Origin of the sequence: Bartonella taylorii 8TBB (genome assembly GCF_902825155.1) — a bacterium.
GTDB lineage: Bacteria > Pseudomonadota > Alphaproteobacteria > Rhizobiales > Rhizobiaceae > Bartonella > Bartonella taylorii_A.
On sequence record NZ_CADEAG010000007.1, the window covers coordinates 85,236 to 108,987 of the forward strand.

General features: G+C 38.8%; 22 protein-coding genes and 3 tRNA genes. 2 read left to right on the forward strand and 23 right to left on the reverse strand.

From position 1 onward, the window contains the following. Positions 1-49: 49 nt before the first annotated feature. From J7R13_RS06560 to J7R13_RS06655, 20 genes are all read right to left on the reverse strand, one after another. Positions 50-730: an ABC transporter ATP-binding protein gene (locus tag J7R13_RS06560; protein ID WP_208437989.1), complete on the reverse strand. Its 681-nt coding sequence runs from the start codon at positions 728-730 to the stop codon at positions 50-52. Further along, the gene (locus tag J7R13_RS06565) at positions 730-1,998 is read right to left on the reverse strand and encodes a lipoprotein-releasing ABC transporter permease subunit (protein ID WP_208437990.1); all 1,269 of its coding nucleotides are present in this window, start codon (positions 1,996-1,998) and stop codon (positions 730-732) included. Before J7R13_RS06565 ends, J7R13_RS06560 begins: the two co-directional genes overlap by 1 nt. 11 nt (positions 1,999-2,009) lie before the next feature. Further along, positions 2,010-3,335, reverse strand: a complete 1,326-nt coding sequence (gene proS, locus J7R13_RS06570; protein WP_208437991.1) for a proline--tRNA ligase — start codon at positions 3,333-3,335, stop codon at positions 2,010-2,012. Positions 3,336-3,559: 224 nt separating this feature from the next. Continuing rightward, entirely contained in the window at positions 3,560-5,236 is a 1,677-nt protein-coding gene (locus J7R13_RS06575) for a ribonuclease J (RefSeq protein WP_208437992.1), read from the reverse strand. Between the two features lie 48 nt (positions 5,237-5,284). Then, positions 5,285-6,094: a biotin--[acetyl-CoA-carboxylase] ligase gene (locus J7R13_RS06580; protein ID WP_208437993.1), complete on the reverse strand. Its 810-nt coding sequence runs from the start codon at positions 6,092-6,094 to the stop codon at positions 5,285-5,287. After that, complete coding sequence (gene nuoN / locus J7R13_RS06585) at positions 6,094-7,548, reverse strand: NADH-quinone oxidoreductase subunit NuoN (RefSeq protein ID WP_208437994.1); 1,455 nt, start codon at positions 7,546-7,548, stop codon at positions 6,094-6,096. The genes J7R13_RS06580 and nuoN overlap by 1 nt, the downstream gene beginning before the upstream one ends. Before the next feature lie 17 nt (positions 7,549-7,565). Further along, positions 7,566-9,035, reverse strand: a complete 1,470-nt coding sequence (locus J7R13_RS06590) for an NADH-quinone oxidoreductase subunit M (RefSeq protein ID WP_208438006.1) — start codon at positions 9,033-9,035, stop codon at positions 7,566-7,568. Continuing rightward, positions 9,035-10,999 carry an NADH-quinone oxidoreductase subunit L gene (gene nuoL / locus J7R13_RS06595; RefSeq protein WP_208438007.1) on the reverse strand — a complete coding sequence of 655 codons (1,965 nt, stop codon included), beginning with the start codon at positions 10,997-10,999 and terminating at the stop codon, positions 9,035-9,037. The genes J7R13_RS06590 and nuoL overlap by 1 nt, the downstream gene beginning before the upstream one ends. Before the next feature lie 6 nt (positions 11,000-11,005). Continuing rightward, positions 11,006-11,314, reverse strand: a complete 309-nt coding sequence (nuoK, locus tag J7R13_RS06600; protein ID WP_004860043.1) for an NADH-quinone oxidoreductase subunit NuoK — start codon at positions 11,312-11,314, stop codon at positions 11,006-11,008. 10 nt (positions 11,315-11,324) lie between these two features. After that, complete coding sequence (locus J7R13_RS06605; RefSeq protein ID WP_208437995.1) at positions 11,325-11,945, reverse strand: NADH-quinone oxidoreductase subunit J; 621 nt, start codon at positions 11,943-11,945, stop codon at positions 11,325-11,327. Positions 11,946-12,041: 96 nt separating this feature from the next. Beyond that, the gene (nuoI, locus tag J7R13_RS06610; RefSeq protein ID WP_004860049.1) at positions 12,042-12,533 is read right to left on the reverse strand and encodes an NADH-quinone oxidoreductase subunit NuoI; all 492 of its coding nucleotides are present in this window, start codon (positions 12,531-12,533) and stop codon (positions 12,042-12,044) included. A 14-nt stretch (positions 12,534-12,547) separates the two neighbouring features. Beyond that, complete coding sequence (nuoH, locus tag J7R13_RS06615) at positions 12,548-13,594, reverse strand: NADH-quinone oxidoreductase subunit NuoH (RefSeq protein WP_208438008.1); 1,047 nt, start codon at positions 13,592-13,594, stop codon at positions 12,548-12,550. 16 nt (positions 13,595-13,610) lie between these two features. Continuing rightward, the gene (gene nuoG / locus J7R13_RS06620; protein WP_208437996.1) at positions 13,611-15,680 is read right to left on the reverse strand and encodes an NADH-quinone oxidoreductase subunit NuoG; all 2,070 of its coding nucleotides are present in this window, start codon (positions 15,678-15,680) and stop codon (positions 13,611-13,613) included. A gap of 65 nt (positions 15,681-15,745) precedes the next feature. Then, positions 15,746-17,053 carry an NADH-quinone oxidoreductase subunit NuoF gene (nuoF, locus tag J7R13_RS06625; protein WP_208437997.1) on the reverse strand — a complete coding sequence of 436 codons (1,308 nt, stop codon included), beginning with the start codon at positions 17,051-17,053 and terminating at the stop codon, positions 15,746-15,748. A 143-nt stretch (positions 17,054-17,196) separates the two neighbouring features. Beyond that, positions 17,197-17,874 carry an NADH-quinone oxidoreductase subunit NuoE gene (gene nuoE / locus J7R13_RS06630; protein WP_208437998.1) on the reverse strand — a complete coding sequence of 226 codons (678 nt, stop codon included), beginning with the start codon at positions 17,872-17,874 and terminating at the stop codon, positions 17,197-17,199. Further along, entirely contained in the window at positions 17,874-19,064 is a 1,191-nt protein-coding gene (locus tag J7R13_RS06635) for an NADH-quinone oxidoreductase subunit D (protein WP_208437999.1), read from the reverse strand. The genes nuoE and J7R13_RS06635 overlap by 1 nt, the downstream gene beginning before the upstream one ends. Positions 19,065-19,192: 128 nt before the next feature. Beyond that, positions 19,193-19,801, reverse strand: coding sequence for an NADH-quinone oxidoreductase subunit C (locus J7R13_RS06640; RefSeq protein WP_208438009.1), 609 nt, complete (start codon positions 19,799-19,801; stop codon positions 19,193-19,195). Between the two features lie 16 nt (positions 19,802-19,817). Continuing rightward, positions 19,818-20,399 carry a NuoB/complex I 20 kDa subunit family protein gene (locus J7R13_RS06645; RefSeq protein ID WP_208438000.1) on the reverse strand — a complete coding sequence of 194 codons (582 nt, stop codon included), beginning with the start codon at positions 20,397-20,399 and terminating at the stop codon, positions 19,818-19,820. Continuing rightward, positions 20,390-20,755, reverse strand: a complete 366-nt coding sequence (locus tag J7R13_RS06650) for an NADH-quinone oxidoreductase subunit A (protein WP_208438001.1) — start codon at positions 20,753-20,755, stop codon at positions 20,390-20,392. Before J7R13_RS06650 ends, J7R13_RS06645 begins: the two co-directional genes overlap by 10 nt. Before the next feature lie 313 nt (positions 20,756-21,068). Next, a tRNA-Asp gene (locus J7R13_RS06655) sits at positions 21,069-21,145 on the reverse strand. A gap of 174 nt (positions 21,146-21,319) precedes the next feature. On the opposite strand from J7R13_RS06655, the gene J7R13_RS06660 reads away from it, so the two are divergent. Both J7R13_RS06660 and J7R13_RS06665 read left to right on the forward strand, forming a co-directional pair. Beyond that, positions 21,320-21,395: transfer RNA gene (locus tag J7R13_RS06660), tRNA-Val, on the forward strand. 467 nt (positions 21,396-21,862) lie between these two features. Continuing rightward, a tRNA-Ser gene (locus J7R13_RS06665) sits at positions 21,863-21,952 on the forward strand. 195 nt (positions 21,953-22,147) lie between these two features. Here the strand turns inward: J7R13_RS06665 and J7R13_RS06670 are convergent. From J7R13_RS06670 to J7R13_RS06680, 3 genes are all read right to left on the reverse strand, one after another. After that, positions 22,148-23,137 (reverse strand): phage late control D family protein, encoded by a 990-nt coding sequence (locus J7R13_RS06670; protein ID WP_208438010.1) that lies wholly within the window; start codon positions 23,135-23,137, stop codon positions 22,148-22,150. Then, complete coding sequence (locus J7R13_RS06675) at positions 23,137-23,391, reverse strand: tail protein X (protein WP_208438002.1); 255 nt, start codon at positions 23,389-23,391, stop codon at positions 23,137-23,139. Before J7R13_RS06675 ends, J7R13_RS06670 begins: the two co-directional genes overlap by 1 nt. Continuing rightward, on the reverse strand, positions 23,388-23,752 hold a 365-nt coding region (locus J7R13_RS06680), incomplete at its 5' end, for a phage tail protein (protein WP_208438003.1). The genes J7R13_RS06675 and J7R13_RS06680, both read right to left, overlap by 4 nt.

Consider the following 23,752-nt stretch of genomic DNA (forward strand, 5'->3'; position numbering starts at 1 on the left):
GTGATATAAATCGAGTTTTTAATTTGTAAAATAAATTTTGCACCTTAATCTAGGGAAGTTCAATAATCCTTTTTTCTTTAAGCGTAATTCGACGATGCATTTGTTTAGCCAAAGCGTAATTATGTGTTGCAATAAGAGCAGAAAGGCCAGATTGACGAACAAGCGCAGATAAGGCTTGAAATACATAAGCTGAAGTTACAGGATCAAGATTTCCTGTAGGCTCATCAGCCAAAAGAACTGAAGGACCATTTGCGACTGCACGTGCAATAGCAACACGTTGTTGTTCGCCACCCGATAATTCTGATGGGCGATGATTAGCGCGATGAGAAACACGCAGATATGTAAGCAATTTAAGTGCACGATCTTCTGCTATAGATTTTTTAAATCCTGCTATCATTTGCGGGATCATAACATTTTCTAAAGCCGTAAATTCTGGAAGCAGATGATGAAATTGATAGACAAAACCAATATCATTTCGTCTTATAGCTGTTCGTTCATTATCAGAGCGCTTTGCACAAGAAATTCCCCGTAACATCACATCTCCAGCCGTTGGTTTTTCTAATAATCCAGCGATATGAAGAAGTGTAGATTTCCCAGCACCAGATGGTGCTACAAGTGCTACAAGTTCCCCACGATTAAGGATAAAATTCGCTTTATCTAAAATAATGAGAGGTTTATTACTTTCAAAAAAATGTCTCTCAATCTCTACAAGCTCTAAAACAGCCGTCATTATTCATACCTTAAAGCTTGTACAGGATCCAGTTTAGCAGCCCGCCATGCCGGCACAAGTGCTGCAAGAAATGACAAAAATAAAGCCATTACAGCAACCATAGCTGTTTGTCCCCACTCAATTTGCGCAGGCAATTTTGTTAAAAAATAAAGTTGAGGATTAAAGACATTAACATTAAATAACCAAGATACAAAATCCTGAATATGATTAATATTCGCGGTCGCTATAACACCCAAAATTAAACCCAATATTGTTCCAACAAATCCAATCATCATACCAGTGACGATAAATATACGAAGAATTGCACTTTGTTGTGCGCCCATCGTACGTAAAATTGCAATATCATGGCTTTTATCTTTTACAAGCATAATTAACCCTGAAATAATATTTAAAGCAGCAACAAGAACAATAAGAGAAAGAATAAAAAACATAACATTCCGTTCAATCTGTAAAGCTGAAAAAAAAGCCTGATTGCGTTCACGCCAATCAATTAAATAGATCTGTTGTTCAACAATTTTTTCTACAACTGGTTTTATTTTCTCAACAACATCAGGATTATTTAGAAATAATTCTAAAGACTTAACCTGATCTCCTAAATTAAAAAACATTTGCGCTTCATGGAGAGGCATAAAAACGAATATTGAATCATATTCAGACATGCCCACTTCAAAAATAGCAGTCACTTTATAAGCCTTAACACGTGGCGTAACTCCAAAAGGAGTCTCATCACCATCTGGTGTAATAATACGAAGATCACTCCCAACGGTAAGGCCTAATTTTGATGCTAAACCACTTCCAATTGCAACACCTTCCTCTTTATCAAATTGAGCAAGCGAACCTAACCTAATATTTTGGGATACTGCTTTAAGCTTTTCTAAATCTTGTTTGCGCATACCACGAACTAATGCACCAGACCCTCCTTCAAGTTCACCTTGAACGAGCGCTTGACCTTCAATAACAGGTAAAGCAAATTTTATACCATTCACAGATTCTAAAGAAGAAATAAGTGTCTTATAATCAGAAAAACCAGAATGAACTGCCTGAACAATAAGGTGTCCATTCATGCCAAGAATACGATTGAGAAGCTCTGTACGAAAACCATTCATCACTGCCATAACAACAACGAGAGCAAACACCCCTAACATAATTCCAATGAGAGAAATAATTGAAATAACAGATGCAACGACATGTTTTTTATTGGGAATCATATAACGAAAAGCAATCATCCATTCATAAGATGAAAACCATTTATTTCTCAACCTCTTCATAATATTGCCTATCAAATCACAGAAAACTGTTTGAGTACATCTTCAACTGTTAGAGACTTTTTAATGCCCGTTTTGCGATCTTTCATTTCAACTTCATTTTGTGCAATGCTTTTAGGTCCAACAATTATTTGTGTTGGTAAACCAATTAAATCCATTGTTGCAAATTTGGTTCCGGGACGCTCATTTCTATCATCTAATAATGGGTCAAAACCAGCATGTCTTAATCCCTGATACAGAGTTTCACACGCATGCGTACATTTCTCATCATCTGGTTTCATATTGATTATAGCAAAATCAAACGGTGCCATAGAGCTTGGCCAAATAATACCATTTTCATCATGAGAAGCTTCAATAGCTGCTGCAACAAGGCGTGAAGGTCCAATGCCATAAGATCCCATAGAGACAACATGCTCTTTTCCATCTTGTCCCATAACTTTCGCTTTCATCGGAGCAGAATATTTCGTGCCAAAGTGGAAAATATGCCCTACTTCAATACCACGCGCTGAAAGACGATTTTTATCAGGAACTTTAGCCCACTCTTCTTCATTATGCATTTCCTCTGTTGCTGCATAAAAAGATGTCCACTGTTTAACAATATTAGCTAAAACAGTTTTATCATTAAAATCGATCAAACTGTGTGGAACAGTAAGTTCAAGAAATTGTTTATCACAAAATATAGCACTCTCTCCCGTTTCAGCCAAAATAATAAATTCATGGCTGAGTTCACCGCCAATTGGTCCTGTATCAGCACGCATAGGAATTGCTTTTAAGCCAAGACGAGAAAAAGTACGTAAATAAGCAATAAACATACGATTATAAGATGTTTGAGAACCTTCATAATCAAGATCAAACGAATAAGCATCTTTCATTAAAAACTCTCGTGAACGCATCACACCAAAACGTGGACGGATTTCATCACGAAACTTCCATTGAATATGGTACAAATTGAGTGGGAGATCTTTGTAAGAATGGACATAAGAACGGAAAATATCTGTTACCATCTCTTCATTTGTCGGACCATAAAGCAAATCACGCTTTTGACGATCTTTAATACGGAGCATTTCCAAACCATAATCATCATAACGATTACTTTCACGCCAAAGCTCTGCAGATTGAATTGTAGGCATTAATATTTCTATAGCACCAGCTCGTTCTTGTTCCTCACGAATAATCTTACAAACTTTATCAAGTACCTTTTTGCCTAAGGGAAGCCAAGAATAAATCCCTGATGTTTGTTGGCGAATCATACCTGCACGCAACATCAATCGATGAGAAACAATCTCCGCTTCCTTAGGATTCTCTTTTAAAAGTGGAAGGAAATATTGAGAAAGACGCATTGAAATAATTAACTCCTAATCAGACCCATCATATTGGAATAATTTAAATATAATATATGCTTATCTATAACTACATTCTGCATGCTTGCAAACATAACGATCGTATTGTTGAAAAATTTATGTGCTCTATTCCTTATTGGGCTTATTTTTAGCGATAAAATGATCTGACAATTTTATTGTCTCTTCCTTTCATTAAAAAGAAAATAACCTAATATTAAAACGCTTTATTTTGACCGATGTAAAAAAACCGTACAGATAGGTTTTTTTCGCCAAATTTCATTAACAGCTGCTCTCACTGCACGCCGCGTCGCTTCCCGAATAAGTTCATTGTTTTTTCGTTTATTGCGAGGAATGTTATAAAGTGTATTTTCTACAATATCTAAAAGAATATCTCTCAAACTTTTCTCTTTTCCATTCTTTTCAGGTAATCCGTATGTGATTAAACCAATATCATCTAATAACTCATCTTTGCTGTTCATATGGAGGGAAATGGCAATGTAACCAGCATAACTTAGTTTGCGACGTTCGCGAATTCCTAATTCATCTTCATTCCCAATAAGGCAACCATCTTTATAGATGCGACCAACAGGAACTTGATCAATGACTTCTACAGGCTCTGGAGCAAGACGTAGTATACTACCATTTCTAATATCCCTAACAATTTTAATACCTGCTTGACGCGCTAAAGTCGCGTGAGCAGTAAGATGCATTGCCTCACCATGCACAGGAACAAGTATCTTTGGTTTTATCCAATCATACATCTGTAAAAGTTCTGAACGACGAGGATGACCAGAAACATGAACAAGTGCATCTTCATTTGTGATCGTTTTAATTCCCAGATCTATGAAACGATTTTGTATTTCAAGAATAGCTTTTTCATTTCCTGGTATACTTCGTGATGAATAAATAACGGTATCACCAGCAGAAAGCATAATCTTTCCCATTCCATTTCGCGATAGTTTAGCTAGGGCCGCACACGGTTCACCTTGACTCCCCGTCACAACTAAAATAATATTTTTCCGCGGAATATGTGCATAATCATCTTCCGTAATAAATGGTGCCAAGCCTTTCATATAACCAAGCTCTTCCGCAACCATAATACTTCGCTTAAGAGAGCGCCCAATGACAAGAACTTTGCGACCAACAGATTCAGCAGCAAGAGCAATTGAACGTATCCGACCAATATTAGAGGCAAAAGTTGCAAACGCAACACGCCCTTCAGCTTTCGAAATAATTTCAGAAAGGCTTCTCTGAACTTGCTGTTCTGATGGTGATATACCATCCCGACATGCATTTGTGGAATCACAAAGTAAGGCTAAAACACCTTGATTCCCTAAAGCACGAAACCGTTTTTCATCTGTTACAGGACCAAGCGAAGGTGTATGGTCTATTTTCCAATCACCAGTATGAATCACAGTGCCTAAAGATGTTGTAAGTGCCAAAGATACAGATTCTGGAATCGAATGATTAACGGCTATAGCCTCAATTGAAAAAGAACCAACCTGAAAGCAATCACCAGCTTGAAAAATATTGAGTGAAATTTTAGGAGATTCAAAATCTGATTGTCTTTTACTCTCCAATAATCCCGCCGTGAAAGAAGTACAGTAAAGCGGAACTTTAAGCTTTGGTAATAAATCAAGGACAGCACCATAATGATCTTCATGAGCATGAGTCAAAACAAGACCAGATATATTATGTTTTTCACTTTCTAGAAAACGAATATCAGGTAAAATAAGATCTGCTCCCGGTAATTCAGGACCAGCAAAACTAACCCCCATATCAACAAGTAACCATTCACGAAGATTTTTGGGACCAAATCCGTAAGCAGCCAGATTCATCCCTATTTCACCGACTCCTCCTAAAGGTAAAAAAACTAATTCATTCTCACTGGCTGCAACCATAAACATCTCCCAAATCATTAAGGTAATCTGATGGTGAAATAAAAATTTTTAATAACGACCTGCATTAACAGAAGCAGCCGAACCAAAATGAACATCTCCAGCTGTTATAATGACTGCCTGACCATTTTTTTGCTTTATGATGCAATTAAAATCACTATCAAGACCATCAAAAATACCCTCAATGATTTTTTCATCATTCACTACTTTGACATGCTGTCCAAGGTGAGCAGAATATAAAAGCCATTTTTTTCGGATTATTTCACATCCTTTTGGTTGTTTCCAAAGAAAGTAATTTTTAGAAAAACACTCCGTCAAAACTGTAAATAGCTGTTCTACTTCAATATGCAAACCAATATTCTTTAAACTTGAAGTAGGATATGGCGCATCTTCATAGTGATACTTTACATTTATTCCAATACCAATAATCAATGCGTACTTTTGTGGTGTCACTTTAAAAATCTCGAGCAAAACTCCAGAGCTTTTAGCCCCTCCTAGCAAAATATCATTTGGCCATTTTAAACAAACAATACTGTCTGTTTGCTTTTCACCCTTTATAAATTGTTTTATTGCCTCTGCCACACTTACTCCAGCAACAAAACCAAGTTGAGCAGCAGTTTTATGAAAAATATCATCAGTTAACAAAAGACTAGAATAAAGGTTCCCTTTCGGACTAGACCAAGTCCTCCCTCTTCTCGCTCTTCCCTGTGATTGTTCCTGCGCAACAATCCAAAGATAACCTCGATGACCAGTTTGCGCTTTTTTTTGCGCAATAAAATTGGTTGAATCAACACTTTTGTACGCTTCAACAGTGTATCCTTGTTTTTGTGCAAAATCCGATAAAATATAAACCATATTCATTAAAACAATGCGGCGGCTGCTTTTTCTGCTAACTCAGCAAACCAAACTCCAAAAAGCGTATAAAATAAAACAAAAAATGCAGAAAGACCGAGACAAAATTTAAGTTCATTCGATAAAACAACAAAATGCGCTTTTGCGTCATCAAACCACATAATTTTAATAACTCTCAAATAGTAAAAAGCCCCAACAACAGACGCTATCATCCCAACGATAGCAAGCGAAGTAAGTCCAGCATGAACAGCAGCCGAAAATGTATACCATTTCCCAAAAAAACCAGCCATAGGGGGGATACTCGCTAAAGAAAAAAGTTGTATTGTCATCACAACAGCCATAAACGGATTAGTCTTTATTAACCCTGAAAGATCATAAATATTTTCAACATTTCCAACACTAGACCGCATTCCAAGAATAAAAGCAAATGAACCAAGCGTCATGCCAAGATAAATAGTCATATAAAGAATAACACTTTTTATCCCAAGAATATCTCCAGCAGCTAAACCAACAAGTGCATACCCCATATGACTGATTGACGAATAAGCCATTAAACGCTTAATATTGCTCTGGCCAATTGCAGCGAATGCACCAAGTATCATCGACGCAATCGCCATGAACACCAAAATTTGCTGCCATGCAGGCATAGAACCATCAGTACCACCTAGTGGAATAAAGGTCGCAACAATAACACGAATAATGAGTGCCATCGCAGCAACTTTAGGAGCACCCGCAAAAAATGCTGTAATAGGTGTTGGCGCTCCTTCATAAACATCAGGTGTCCACATATGAAATGGAACTGCAGAAATTTTGAAAGCCAAACCCGCTAAAATAAAAACAATTCCAAAAATAACTCCCAATTGTAAATTTTCACCTTTTAAAGCAATAGAAATTTCGCGAAAACCAATTTGACCGGTAAAACCATAAAGCAAAGAAATGCCATAAAGCAGTAATCCTGAAGATAACGCCCCTAAAACAAAATACTTTATACCTGCTTCAGAAGATTTGATATTATCACGATTGATTGCAGCTAAAACGTATAAAGCTAAGGATTGTAGTTCTAATCCCATATAAAGCGATAACATATTACCAGCTGAAATCATCAGCATCATGCCAAGGGTTGCTAAAAGAACGAGCACTGGAAATTCAAATATATCAAGCTTTTGCGCACAAGTAAAACCAACAGACATAATAAGAGCAAAGAGTGCACCAATAAGCGTTAAAATTTTCATATAACGGCCAAAAGAGTCTATAATGAGCGCATTGGTTTGAAATACACCACTTTTCGGAAAAACAACGATAATAACAATAGCTGCTACAAGAAGAGCAATGGCCAAACCAATCACAGTTAAAGAGGAACGTGCATTGGAATAAACACCAATCAAAAGCAATACTATTCCTCCCAATACTATTAAAATCTCTGGAATAATTAATACTAATTGGGCTATTATTTCGGTTTGCATGTGCATTCTTCCCTTATCTAATGCAGTTTATTGATGAGGGCTTCTACAGAAAACGCCGTCGCTTTAAGAATAGGCGTTGGATAGATACCAAAAAATATTGTAAGAATAACCATCGGATACAGGATGAATTTTTCTCTTGAAGAAAGATCAATGAGTACTTTTAAATTTTCTTTGTCCAAGGAACCAAAAACTACACGCCGATAAAGATAAAGCGCATAGGCAGCCGATAAAATAATGCCAGTTGTAGCAAAAACAACAACCAATTTATTCACTTGAAAAACACCTATTAAAGTTAAAAATTCACCCAAAAATCCTGAACTTCCAGGTAAGCCTACATTGGCCATAGTGAAGATCAAAAAGACAACCGCATATTTGGGCATGTTATTTACTAAACCGCCAAAAGCTGAAATTTCACGTGTATGTAAACGATCGTAAATAACCCCAACACAAAGAAATAAAGCTGCTGAAACAATCCCATGCGATAACATCTGATAAATAGCACCTTGGATACCTTGTGCATTTGCAGCAAAAATACCCATCGTCACGTATCCCATATGTGCTATTGAGGAATACGCAATAAGTTTTTTTATGTCATTTTGTACAAGTGCAATCAGTGATGTATAAATAATAGCGATAAGCGATAATGTGAAAACTAAAGGTGCAAAATCAGCTGAGGCAATAGGAAACATTGGTAAAGAAAAACGAAGAAAACCATAACCGCCTAATTTGAGTAAGACACCAGCCAAAATAACCGAACCGGCTGTCGGTGCTTCTACATGAGCATCAGGGAGCCAAGTGTGAACCGGCCACATCGGCATTTTAACCGCAAAAGAAGCAAAAAAAGCAAGCCATAACCACATTTGCATATGCGCGGGAAACTGATAATTTAGTAAAGTCGGTATATCAAGTGTTCCAACTTTCCAGTACATAGCCATAAGAGCAACCAGCATAAGAACTGAACCAAGTAAAGTGTATAGGAAAAATTTTATACTTGCATAAACACGACGTGTACCACCCCAAACACCTATAATAATAAACATTGGAATAAGGCTGCCTTCAAAAAAAACATAAAACAGCATCGCATCAAGAGCACAAAAGACTCCAATAACAGCAACCTCAAGAAGAAGAAACGCAATCATATAAGCTTTTAATCTATCTTTAATATTTTCCCAACTTGCTAAAACACAGAAAGGCAAAAGAAAAGCTGAAAGAACCACAAAAAGAACAGAAATACCATCAATGCCCATATGGTAGTGAATACCACTACCTAACCAATTAAATTTCTCAACCATTTGAAAACTAGGATTTGTATTATCAAATCCTGCCCAAATAATTAAGGAAATAATAAAAACAAATACGGTCGTAAAAAATGCTACATTGCGTATATTATGCCGTGCTACTTCGCTATCGTCTTTGATAAATAAAATCAGAAGCACACCAATAAGCGGTAAAAATGTAACCGTAGAAAGAATAGGCCAATCAATCATCAGTTTACGCCCCCGATCATCATCCATGTGATCAGCAATGCAACGCCTATAAGCATTGCAAATGCATAGTGATAAAGATAGCCTGTCTGCATCCGAACAACTCTATTTGTAATATCAACAACACGCGCTGCAATACCATTTGGACCTAGACCATCAATAATTTTACCATCACCCACCTTCCAAAAAAAGAAACTAATTTTGAAAGCAGAACGAACAAACAAAAAATGATATAATTGATCAAAATACCATTTTTGGTAAAGAAAATGATACACTCTTGGCATAACTCCAGCCAACTTTTTGGGAAGAGAAGGAAAAGAAATATAGAATAAATAGGCTAACATAAATCCAAGAACCATTGCTATAAATGGCGACCATTTTACCCAATTAAACACATGGTGGGCATCATGAAGAATGTGATTGTGGCTGCTTGTAAATAACGCTCCCTTCCAAAAAGCGTCATAAAAATCACCAAAAAAGTAAGGTTGAAAAACAATACCAGCAAACATTGCGCCAACAGATAAAATAAAGAGTGGAATCAACATAACTGGAGGAGATTCATGAACATGATGCATAACGTCAACAGTGGCTCGGGGTTTACCATGAAATGTCATAAATATAAGCCGCCATGAGTAAAAACTTGTTAATAAAGCAGCAAAAACAAGAAGATAGAAAGCATATCCTGAAGCAATATTATGTGATGCAAAAGCGGATTCTATAATCGCATCCTTGGAGAAAAAACCAGCGGTCCCGAAAAGTGTTCCTGGAATCCCAACACCTGTCAATGCAATGGTTCCTATTATCATCATCCAATAAGTTACCTTTATATGCTTACGTAACCCACCCATTTTTCGCATATCTTGTTCATCAGACACTGCATGAATTACAGAGCCAGCGCCAAGAAACAATAAGGCTTTAAAAAAAGCATGCGTAAAAAGGTGAAAAACAGCTGCTCCATAAGCTCCAACACCTAATGCAACAAACATATAACCAAGTTGTGAACATGTAGAATAAGCTATAACACGCTTAATATCATTCTGCACTAACCCCACAGTTGCTGCAAAAAACGCAGTCGTTGCTCCAACAATAATAATTACTGTCAAAGCAGTAGAAGAAAGTTCAAAAATTGGAGACATACGCGCAACCATAAAAACACCAGCTGTTACCATTGTTGCAGCATGAATCAGTGCCGATACAGGCGTTGGTCCCTCCATTGCATCAGGGAGCCATGTATGTAAAAGAAATTGTGCTGATTTTCCCATCGCACCAATAAACAACAAAAGACATGTAATAGTAATTGCTGTCTGTCCATCAAACTTCCAACCTAAAAATGTCATATTTTGTACAAAGCTATTGTCTGCAGCTTTTAAAAAAATAGAAGCAAAATCAACCGATTGGAATAAAACAAAAATACTAAAGATTCCTAAGAGAAAACCAAAATCTCCAACACGATTAACCACAAAAGCTTTCATTGCGGCCTTATTAGCAGAATCTCGCTGAAACCAAAAGCCAATGAGTAAATAAGAAGCAAGACCCACACCTTCCCATCCAAAAAACATCTGAATCAAGTTATTGGATGTCACCAACATAAGCATCATAAATGTAAATAAGGAAAGATAAGAAAAAAACCGAGACCTTGATGGATCATGATGCATATAACCAACTGAATAAATATGCACTAATGCTGAAACACTATTTACAACAATAAGCATAACAGCTGTTAATGTATCAATATGTAAAGCCCAATCAAAAGTTAAACCACCGACAGTGAGCCAATGTAATACTAATATATCAACTACTGGAGCATGACCAAAAGCAATATTAAAAAATGCTACCCACGAGAATACGGCAACAACTACCATAAAACTACATGTTATTAATTCATTCGCACGATCTCCTATAGTTTTCCCACCTATAGAAGCAATTAAAAAGCCCAAAAGTGGAAGAAAGACAATCGTATAATACATCACTGGTTAGCCTTTCATTACATTAACATCTTCAACAGCAATAGAACCACGATTGCGGAAAAAAACGACAAGAATTGCTAGACCAATTGCGGCTTCAGCAGCTGCTACCGTTAAGATAAACAAAGCGAATATTTGACCAACAAGATCATGAAGAAATGCTGAAAATGCAACAAAATTGAGATTCACTGAAAGCAATATAAGCTCAATGGACATCAAGATAATAATCACATTCTTTCTGTTAAGAAAAATTCCAGCAATACCGATTGTAAACATCAAAGCAGAAACAATGAGATAATGTGTGATATCAATGTGCATAGCCCCCCCCTTAAACGCCCTTGCCTGATTCAACTTGCTTGATTTCAATTGCATCTTCTACTGTTCGAGAAACCTGCACTGCAATAGATTGTCGCTTGACACCTGATTTATGACGGAGTGTTAAAACAATTGCGCCAATCATTGCAGTCAACAAAATTATCCCAGCAATCTGAAAATAAAAAACATAATCCGTATAAAGAACATCTCCCAATGCCTGTGTATTTGTTCGTTGCAGTAAGTCCGGCATGGGTTGCGTAATGTGTGTTCTAACGACTGGAGAAAAACGGTTACTCACAAAAACAACAATCAATTCTACAGCAACAATACCACCAACAAGAGCTCCAATAGGAGCGTACCGAAGTGCACCACTTTTTAACTCAGCAAAATCAACATCAAGCATCATAACTACAAATAAAAACAAGACTGCCACAGCACCAACATAAACAACAAGCAGAATAAGCCCCAAAAACTCTGCTCCTGCAAGCAAAAATAAAGCCGCAGCATTAAAAAATGCTAATATTAAAAACAAAACTGAATGCACAGGATTGCGCACTGTAATAACAATAAAGCCACTCGCAAGCATAATAAAAGCAAATAAATAGAAAAATGCCGCCGCTAGATCCGTTAGCATAGGCTTCTCCTCAATTAACCAAAAAATTGGTATAAAATTTCATACCAGATTACAATTTATCGGAAATATTATCCGACACCTCACTCAATGATACACTTAACGATAAGGTGCATCCATCAATATATTTCGAGCAATTTCTCGCTCCCAGCGATCTCCATTCATTAAAAGCTTCTCTTTATCATAATAAAGTTCCTCACGCGTTTCTGTTGCAAACTCAAAATTTGGACCTTCTACAATAGCTTCAACTGGACAGGCTTCTTGACAAAAACCGCAATAAATACACTTAACCATATCTATATCATAACGAACAGTTCTACGTGTACCATCATTGCGCCGCGGCCCTGCTTCAATTGTAATAGCTTGCGCAGGGCAAATCGCTTCACATAATTTACAAGCAATACACCGCTCTTCACCATTCGGATAACGACGTAGTGCGTGTTCCCCACGGAACCGCTGAGAAACAAAGCCCTTCTCATAAGGATAGTTAATCGTAGGTTTTGGTGAGAAAAACTGACGCATTGCTAAGAAAAAAGCACTCACAAATTCCAAAAGAAGGAGCGATTTTGCTGCTTGAATAAAACCTGACACAGTAAAACCTCCTCTTAAGCAAAACCAATATATTTTAAAAAACTAGCAGTTATCACGACCATCGCCAATGAAAGAGGAAGAAACACCTTCCAACCAAGGCGCATGAGCTGATCATAGCGATAACGTGGAACAAATGCTTTGACCATAGCAAACCAAAAAAATACAAAGCAAACTTTTAGAACAAACCAAATGACACCAGGAACCCAATTAAGCCACCAAACATCCAAAGGAGGTAACCACCCCCCTAAAAATAAGATGGTTGTTAATGCGCACATTAAAACAATAGCAACATACTCTCCAAGAAAAAAGAGCATATAAGGCGTTGAAGAATACTCCACCATATGACCTGCAACAAGTTCAGATTCTGCTTCCACCAAATCAAAGGGAGGGCGGTTTGTTTCTGCGAGTGCAGAAATAAAAAATATAATAAACATTGGAAAAAGAACGAGCCAATTCCAATCAAGAAAACTGCTAAAAGGAAGACCAAGAGTCGTCCCAAATCCATGACTTTGTTTATGAACAATCGTTGTGAGATCCAGTGAACCACTTATCAAAATGACCGTTACAAGTACAAATCCTATGGAAACCTCATAAGAAACCATCTGCGCTGCCGAACGAAGAGCTCCTAAGAAAGGATATTTTGAATTTGATGCCCACCCTCCCATAATAACGCCATAAACTTCAAGAGATGAGATGGCTAAAATATAAAGCAAACCAACATTAATTTTTGCAACTTCCCAGCCTTCATTGACTGGAATAACCGCCCAGGTTGATAAAGCAAGCGTAGCAGAAACAAAAGGTGCCAAAAGAAAAACACCCTTATTAGCACCAGCAGGTATAATAGGCTCCTTAACAACAAATTTAATTAAATCCGCAAAAGACTGTAATAAACCCCATGGACCGACAACGTTTGGTCCACGACGCAATTGTACAGCCGCCCAAATTTTCCTGTCTGCATAAAGAAGATACGCAACTAAGACCAAAAGAACAACTAAAAGGAGAAGTGTTTTTCCAACTATAATGAGCAATGGCAATAACCAAGTCATAAAGAAATCATACATCATTACTCCTTTGCCCTTACTCTACGGCTTGCGTAATACGGTTCTTGGCAAAAGATGAACATTCAGCCATAACCGCAGAAGCACGCGCTATCGGATTTGTTAAATAAAAGTCTTTAACCATAGAAGTAAATGCTTGCCTCTCTAGTGCAATCATTTGTGAACCAAGCGCTTTAAGATTGCTTATACCAGAAGGCTCTATATCATCAATGGAACAAAGATGTGGATAATCATTAAACAAACTCTGTCTTAATTGAGAAAGCGAATCAAAAGGAAGCCTTCTTCCTAAAACATCCGATAAAGCACGCAAAATAGCCCAATCTTCTTTTGCTTCACCAGGGGCAAACCCAGCCCGATTTGTCATTTGAACACGTCCTTCTGTATTTACATAAAGTCCTGATTTTTCAGTGTAAGCCGATGCTGGCAAAATAACATCAGCAGCGTGTGCACCATTATCACCATGACTCCCAATATAGATTGTAAAAGCTTTTGTATTGGCTAATTCTATTTCATCCGCACCAAGCAAAAATAAAACTTCACAGGTTTTAATAATATTTGCAACCCCCAATTCAGAAATAAAACCAATGTCCAATCCTCCCACAGCCGATGCTGCATTGTGAAGAACACCAAACCCATTCCATTCTTCGTTAAGAGCTCCAATACTATCAGCTAATTTTGCAAGATTTTTTAAAACAGATAAACCTTCTTTACCTGAAAGAGCTCCCTCTCCAATAAGAATAAGTGGCCTTTTCGCCTCTTTTAACACATTTAAAAACGCATCCTCTCCACGAATAAGTGCACTCAATGCATCAGTACCATCTCCAAGATAAGAATATGGATAACGTAAATCGACCCTTTCCCCAATTAATGCAATGGGAAACTGTCCCTTTCGTTGGCGCTTTAAAATACGTGCATTTAAAACAGCGGCCTCATGACGTGGATTAGACCCCACGATAAGCAATGCATCAGCTTGCTCAATGCCTACAATTGTTGGATTAAAAATGTAACTCGAACGCCCTAATTCAGAGGATAAGGCCATTCCTCTTTGACGACAATCAAAAAACTTTGATCCCAATGAAAGCAGCAATGTTTTAAGTGCATACATTTCCTCAACGGATGCAAGATCTCCTGCAACTGCCCCAATTTTTTCTGGCAAGGTTTTGGAAACCACCATTTTAATCGTTGCAAAAGCTTCCGTCCAACTTACAGGTTGAAACTTTCCATCTTTGCGTACATACGGCTTATCAAGCCGCTGAGTGCGTAATCCATCCCAAATAAAACGCGTTTTATCAGAAATCCACTCCTCATTTATATCTTCATTTGTACGCGGCATAATCCGCATCACTTCACGACCACGACTGTCAATGCGGATCGCACTACCAAGTGCATCCATTACATCAATTGATTCCGTTTTCACCAATTCCCATGGACGTGCATGAAACGCATAGGGTTTTGAAGTTAAAGCCCCCACAGGACACAGATCAATAACATTTCCCTGTAACTCAGATGTCATTGCTTTTTCAAGATATGTCGTAATTTCAGCATCTTCACCACGACCTATCAAACCAAGCTCAGAAATACCCGCCACTTCCGTCATAAAACGAACACAACGTGTACAATGAATACATCGTGTCATAACAGTTTTCACAAGTGGTCCAATATACTTATCTTCTACCGCACGCTTATTTTCTGTATAACGAGAACAATCACGCCCATAAAGCATTGCTTGATCCTGAAGATCGCATTCCCCCCCTTGATCACATACAGGACAATCCAAAGGATGATTGATGAGAAGAAACTCCATAACACCTTCACGTGCTTTTTTCACCATCTCTGTGTTGGTAAAAATTTCTGGCGCTTCACCATTAGGCCCTAACCGTAAATCACGGACTCCCATAGCACAAGAAGCCTGGGGTTTTGGAGGACCGCCTTTGACTTCAACTAAGCACATGCGACAATTCCCAGCAATTGATAAAGATTCATGAAAACAAAAACGGGGTACTTCCGCGCCCGCTGCCTCAGCTGCCTGAAGCAACGTATAGTAATCAGGAACTTCAATCTCTTTACCATCAACTTTGATATTTATCATGTTTCATCCAGCCTGCAGATAATCCACTTAAAACTTGCATTCTGTTGCTCTAAAAACAAAATTCTCTACCCAACTGCTTCCAAAGCAATATTTTTTCTTTGAACTATATTTCGCGTATAATCATCAATTCTACGCTCGATTTCTGGACGAAAATTACGTATCAACCCCTGTATAGGCCATGCGGCTGCATCACCGAGTGCGCAAATAGTGTGTCCTTCAACCTGTTGAGATACTTCAAACAAAAGATCAATCTCGCGTTTTTGCGCTCTTCCTTCAACCATACGCCCCAAAAGACGCATCATCCACCCCGTCCCTTCACGACACGGTGTACATTGCCCACAACTTTCATGCTTAAAAAAAGCGGCTATACGCCAAATTGCCTTGATAATATCGGTCGATTTATCCATAACAATCACACCACCTGTACCAAAAGAAGATCCGACATCTCGCATCCCATCAAAATCCATGATCGCATCGATCATATCCTCACCACGAACGACTGGACAAGAAGCCCCTCCTGGAATAACTGCCAAAAGATTATCCCATCCGCCACGAATACCGCCTGTATGTTTTTCAATTAATTCGCGGAATGAAACACCAAGAGCTTCTTCAAATGTACAAGGTGCATTAACATGCCCAGAAACCATAAACAATTTTGTTCCAACATTATTTGCACGTCCAATTGAGGAAAACCACGAAGCGCCCCGACGCAAAATCGTTGGAACAACAGCTATGGATTCTACATTATTTACTGTTGTTGGACAGCCATAAATTCCCATGTTTGCAGGAAATGGCGGCTTAAGCCGAGGTTGTCCCTTTTTCCCCTCAAGACTTTCAAGAAGAGCCGTTTCTTCACCACAAATATAAGCACCTGCACCATGATGAATAATGATATCGCAGGCATGCCCATATTTTGTTTTTTTGCCAAGTAAACCCGCATCATAACATTCATCGACAGCAGCTTGAAGCGCTTCACGCTCACGAATATATTCACCACGAATATAAATAAAAGCGACATTTGCTCCCATCGCAAAAGTAGCAAGTGCACATCCTTCAATTAAAGTATGAGGATCATGTCGTAAAATATCACGGTCTTTACATGTTCCAGGTTCTGATTCATCTGCATTCACAACCAAATAATGGGGACGACCATCACTCTCTTTAGGCATAAAAGACCACTTCATTCCAGTAGGAAAACCAGCACCACCACGACCACGCAAACCCGATGCCTTCATTTCATCAATGATCCAGTCACGGCCTTTTTCGATAATTGACCTAGTCCCATCCCAATGCCCACGCGACATTGCAGCTTTTAATGATTTATCTTTTAAACCATAAATATTGGTGAAAATGCGATCTTTATCCGCCAGCATACCCCACCTTCTTTTCTATAGCCCATAACATTGTTAGTATTTCCTCAAACGCAATTTTTAAATAACTTCTCAAAACTCTTTATTTTAATCAGATGCTGCTTTAATGGGTAGAATAATAAACAACCTCTCAAGAAAAATATTTATTACCTTCCCATTTTCTCATCACTCTTTTTATTCTTTGGAAATTTGAGTGATTTCTTTTTTTCTTCATCCGTATCAATAAGAGAAGTTAAACCACTAATCGGTTCCGATGATTTACGACTACTTTGCGGACCGACCGCTATCTCAGAACCTTTACCTGCTTCAAATGCATCAATAATCTCTTCAAGGCGCTCAGCTGTAAGATCTTCATAAGTATCTTTAAAAATCATAACCATTGGAGCATTCACACAAGCACCAAGGCATTCCACTTCTTCCCACGATAATGTTCCATCTCGATTAGTAACAAAAGGCTCATGATGAATTTTTTTCTGGCAAACTTTAATCAATTCACCAGAACCACGTAACATACAAGGAGTTGTACCACAAACCTGAATATGTGCCTTTGTTCCGACTGGCTGGAGCTGAAACTGAGTGTAAAAAGTCGCAACCTCTAGAACACGAATATAAGCCATAGAAAGAATCTGAGCAATATGTTCAATCGCGGCACGTGTCACCCAACCATCTTGCTCTTGAGCACGCATTAATAATGGAATTACAGCAGACTGCTCACGCCCTACAGGATACTTTTCTATGGTATTTTTGACCCATATCTGATTTTCTCTTGTGAAAGAAAACTCAGCGGGTTGGTAAATATCATCTGCAAGACGGCGCACGGACATTAGCGATCAACCTCCCCAAAAACAATATCAATCGATCCCAAAATAGCTGTAGCATCTGCCAGCATATGACCTCGGGTTAAAAAATCCATGGCTTGAAGATGAGCAAAGCCAGGAGCACGCAACTTGACACGATAAGGCTTGTTCGTTCCATCAGAAACAAGATAAACTCCAAACTCACCCTTAGGAGCTTCTACAGCAACATATACCTCACCAGGAGGAGTATGAAAACCTTCCGTATAAAGTTTAAAATGATGAATAAGCGCTTCCATTGAACTTTTCATTTCGCACCGCTTTGGGGGAACGATTTTGCGATCTAAGCTCGAAACCGGTCCATTTTTTTCAGTACTCAGTAAACGATTCACACATTGGCGCATAATTTTTGCTGATTGGCGCATTTCTTCCATACGAATCAGATAACGATCATAACAGTCACTGTTTTTACCTACAGGAATATCAAAATCCATTTCATCATAACATTCATAAGGTTGACTTTTACGCAAATCCCATGGCATACCGGCCCCGCGAATCATAACCCCGGAAAAACCACGTGCCCAAGCTTCATCAATACTCACTACGCCAATATCCACGTTACGCTGCTTAAAAATTCGATTTGGCGTCACAAGTGCATCCAGTTTACTAAGAGCAATAAGAAACGGATCAATAAAATTACCAATATCTTCAATTAAAGATTCTGGTAAGTCTTGATGCACACCACCAGGACGAAAATAATTTGCATGAAGGCGTGCACCACATGCACGCTCATAAAAAATCATCAATCTTTCACGTTGCTCGAATCCCCAAAGTGGTGGAGTCAAAGCACCAACATCCATTGCCTGCGTTGTTACATTAAGCAAATGATTAAGTATGCGCCCAATTTCAGAAAACAAAACACGTATTAACTGCCCTCGCTTGGGAACCTCAACACCCAATAATTTTTCAATAGCAAGTACGAAAGCATGCTCCTGATTCATAGGAGCAACATAATCTAAACGATCTAGATAAGGAGCAGCCTGAAGGTAAGTTTTTGTTTCCATTAATTTTTCGGTACCGCGATGCAATAATCCAATATGCGGATCTACACGCTCAACAACTTCACCGTCCAATTCCAGAACCATGCGCAAAACCCCATGCGCAGCAGGATGCTGCGGTCCAAAATTGATATTAAAGTTCCGAACATTGACCTCAGCCACAATCAACCCCTTATTTTTTCAAAAAAACTTCACATCAAATGTTATTATTAAAGAATCTTATCATACTAAAAATATTTAATTATTTAAAAAAACGATTATTCTAATTTCAAGCCTTATAAGCTCCAATATTATTTTTTGACATTTAACTCTTTATCACACGGTAAAACATATTGTCCTCCTTCCCAAGGAGAAAGAAAATCAAAATTACGCATTTCTTGTCTCAAGACGACAGGTTCATAAATCACCCTTTTTGCTTCATTGTCATAACGACATTCAACAAACCCTGTTACAGGAAAATCTTTGCGCAAAGGATGTCCTTCGAATCCATAATCAGTTAAAATCCGCCTTAAATCAGGATGACCTGAAAATAAAATTCCATACATATCGTACGTCTCACGCTCATACCACTCTGCTCCAGGATAAACCGAGCAAGCAGAAGCAACGGGAGTATTTTCATCTGTACGTACCTTCACACGCAAACGTAAATTCTCGCGAGGAGATAAGAGTTGGTAAGAGACATCAAAACGTTTATCACGAGATGGATAATCAACACCACTAATATCCGTAATATTAATAAACTGACAGCGAGAATCATCACGAACAAACATTAAGACATCCGTAATTGCATCCAAACGCGATACAATCGTTAATTCACCAAATGCAAGAATGGTCTCCTCAAGCTTATCTCCTAATTTGTTTTTTAAATAGGTAGCAAGTTCAACTAATGATTCATTCACCATAATAATGAAAGTCCTATCGCTCTATGGAACCAGTACGACGGATTTTTTTCTGCAGCAATAATATACCGTATAGCAATGCCTCCGCCGTAGGAGGACACCCCGGAACATAAATATCCACAGGCACAATACGATCGCATCCACGTACAACTGAATAAGAATAATGGTAATACCCGCCACCATTCGCACATGACCCCATAGAAATCACATAACGCGGCTCCGGCATTTGATCGTATACTTTCCTTAACGCAGGTGCCATTTTATTTGTCAGAGTGCCCGCTACCACCATTACATCTGATTGGCGAGGTGACGCGCGTGGCGCATATCCAAAACGCTCATTATCATAGTGAGGCATTGAACACTGCATCATCTCGACAGCACAACAAGCCAAACCAAAACTCATCCACATTAAAGAACCGGTGCGTGCCCAAGTGATCAAAGCATCTGCTGAGGTAACTAAGAAACCCTTATCCGATAATTGAGCATTAATATCACCGAAGAATTTATCGTCAGAACCTATCAACTCACCTGTATTTGGATTAATAATCCCTTTTGGGTTTGGAGCAGTAATCGTTGAATTGTTAGATATTAATCCCATTCAAGAGCTCCTTTTTTCCATTCATATATAAAACCAATTGTCAAAAGCGCTAAAAACACAATCATCGACCAAAAGCCGAACATACCTATTGAGCCAAATGAAACTGCCCAAGGAAAAAGAAACGCAACTTCAAGATCAAAGATAATAAACAAAATCGATACTAAATAAAAACGAATATCAAACTTCATGCGCGCATCATCAAATGAATTAAATCCGCATTCATAAGCTGATAATTTTTCAGGATCGGGGGAACGATAAGCAACTATATAAGGCGTAATTAAAAGAACCCCCGCAATAACTGCAGAAACAATGATAAAGATCAAAACCGGTAAATAAGAGCTCAATAAATGAGTCATAATCCTCTTCCACCTTAATGAAATGACCTGATTTAACGCAATCACTTCACATTATTACATCAAACAGATAAATATATAACCGCTCTATTAAATTCGCTCGTACTGCTTGAAAAGCACATCGAGCGATGCTTTTCTTATCGGCATAGGTAACGCAGAGCAAACAAAGACGCAAGCCCTATTCTTATAAACCACCTAAAAAGGAGGAAAAGCCACATTCTAAGAAACACACTAAAGTCTGTACTCTCATGGCTATATGCCTCGCACATACGATATATATGCTTAAAAACAGAAATTTCATAAAGGTATCAGAAAATGGCGCGAGTGACGGGGCTCGAACCCGCGACCTCCGGCGTGACAGGCCAGCACTCTAACCAACTGAGCTACACCCGCGCATTTTTTCAAACCAATTTATTATTGGTATAAGCCGTCGTGTAAGGTGTTCATTCATTTATGTCAAGCAGACTTATACATTTTTTCAAAAAAATCATCAAACACTATCTTTATTCTTGCGTTTGTAAAAATTTTTCCTTAAAGAGTGCCTACTCAATTGCTGATCATTGCATCGGGCGATTAGCTCAGCTGGTAGAGCGCCTCGTTTACACCGAGGATGTCGGGAGTTCGAGTCTCTCATCGCCCACCATTTAGCTTTGCCTCCTTTATAGTATTTACCTTTGCTTTTTTAAGATTAAGGGCTAATGTTGAGGTTAAAGAATAAGATATTACAACTTTCCTGCGAATCGAATTCCTCCTGAATCTTGAATCGTTATAATTAAGAATGAGATGTTTCTTCATGGTTTTAAAGGAAAATAGTTCATTTGAAGCTATTATATAGCCATCTTATAGAAAAGGAGGAAACTATTTTGGAAAAAGAATTGAGTTTGCCCAAGAATTACTATTGCTTCAGTGAGTAATGGGATGTAAAATCCCATTAAATATTTTGTTTCTTTCTGAAAAAGCTGTTCGCACTATAATGTGATTATTGATATGAAAAAATCTTCAAAAGAACTTATTTCGATTGAGATATAAGTGGTTCTATTAAAAGCGTTCAGAAATCTATTTAAATGATTGACCTTTTGCAAGAACTTTGTAAAAAGGCATACTTAGTTTGGAGGGGTGGCCGAGCGGTTTAAGGCACCGGTCTTGAAAACCGGCGTGCAGGAGACTGTACCGTGGGTTCGAATCCCACCCCCTCCGCCACAGCACTTTTGTCGTGTGTAGCTTGCCAGCTGTAGCTTGTCGGCTGTAGCTTGCCAGCAGGTTTTGTATATTTTGACACTAGGTTTTGTACCAATTTATTTTTTTTCACAGGATTTTTAAGGGGTTCTCAAAGGGTCTTCAAAGACCTTTCAAAGGGTATTTAAAGCCTCTTTTATGATCTGTTCCTAACAGCCTCTATTCTTCGCTGTTTTCTTTTCCCTTGTCTGGTGCTTCTAGTGTAATTTCTGTGGTGTATCCGCTTTGCTTCTCATAGCAGTGGGTGACAGTGGAAGCTTTCCATGGACCATTGATTTGCCCACGAAACCCTTGCAATAAAAGAGGTTGGTCGGCCATGATTTCTGGTCGCCCCGCAAGGGTCAAAGAACCACTGCCCACAGCACGGCAAAGTCGGTCTGATTCTGAGGCAGCAGCAGCTTGTGCTTCTTCTTTACAAGTGTAACAACCACGCAGACGCCGCACGGGACCGCTAACCCCTGTCTGATGCTTAACTTGGCATTGCTGCCCTTTTGAGCGATCAAAATAAGCAGCTTCAATGGTGCCATATTGCGTACGTGGCTCTAACGTGAACTCCCAGCTGGAGCAGTCATGTTTATGAATGTCGAGGGCTGGTAAATTGTCTCCACTTAAAAATAAAAATTTATTGTCTTTGATTAAAAAACGTGCCCGCATGCGGTCAGCAAGGCGGGTTAAAAAATCAACAGCTGATTGATCTGTACGAATCACATAAGGCAAAGTCTGTTTGCTAAACTGGGGACTGACCTTTGCTTGATAGCCATGGCGTTTGGCTAAGGTTTCAACAATCTCCCCAACAGTTTTGTGATCAAAATGCTCACTCGCCTGTTCTTTGAGTTCTTTACGCATCGAGGCACTTTTGCCGCAAAGCCGCAAGATCTCTCCATCACTGCTCCCTGAACTTACAACCGACTCCACAACAAAACGCCCCATAAAAGCACTGATGCTGTTCTCATAGCCAAAGATCACCTGCAGCGCGTTGCCCGTTTGCGGAACCTCTAAGTCATTGCCACCATCATCAAATTCTGCTTCAAATGTATCGGCTTCATTACCGGCATGATCGGTGATGGTTGCGGTTAAAAGACGCTGGTAAAAAACCTCATGAACAGGTTTGTCTCCCACCTTGACCACAATAAAAGGGTATGTGCGCATTAATCCCATAGCCGCTTCACCATGCTTTGGGGATTAGACAACACAAATTCAGGCAGAGTAACCTTTAAACCTCGTGGTAAAAATACACCATATTTAGCAATCTCTGGATTGGCTTCCAAGGTGGCTTCTAAATAGCCTTTTAGTGCCCCAACTTGAGAACGGTCTCCTAACACAGCCATGGCATGGTGAAAGCAGATGAGATCGAGACTCATATCCTCTAACTCTACAACAACATGCTTTGCTGGTATCTTCATTGTGTATATCCTTGGGGTTTTCCCCCACCAAAAAAGGGCAAAAGACTAATGGAATAACGAATGCGCTGGGATTGACCAGAGCGGCTGATATAGTCGTGGTCTTTACTGACACTGGTGATCACCACGGGTCCATGGAGAAGGACACTATAGGTGGTATCATTGATCCAACGAAGCATCTGGACAGGTTTGGCTCTGCGAATGGTTCTGGTGATGGCGTCAATGGCTACCCGATCACCAAATTCTTCTGGAAACAACACACCATGAATGGTTTTTGCATCATTGCCATAACCGGTAAATTGCAAACTGGGGGACCTTCCAAAACGCTCCATACAAACCCATGAGGCAGAAAACTCTTCTTCAA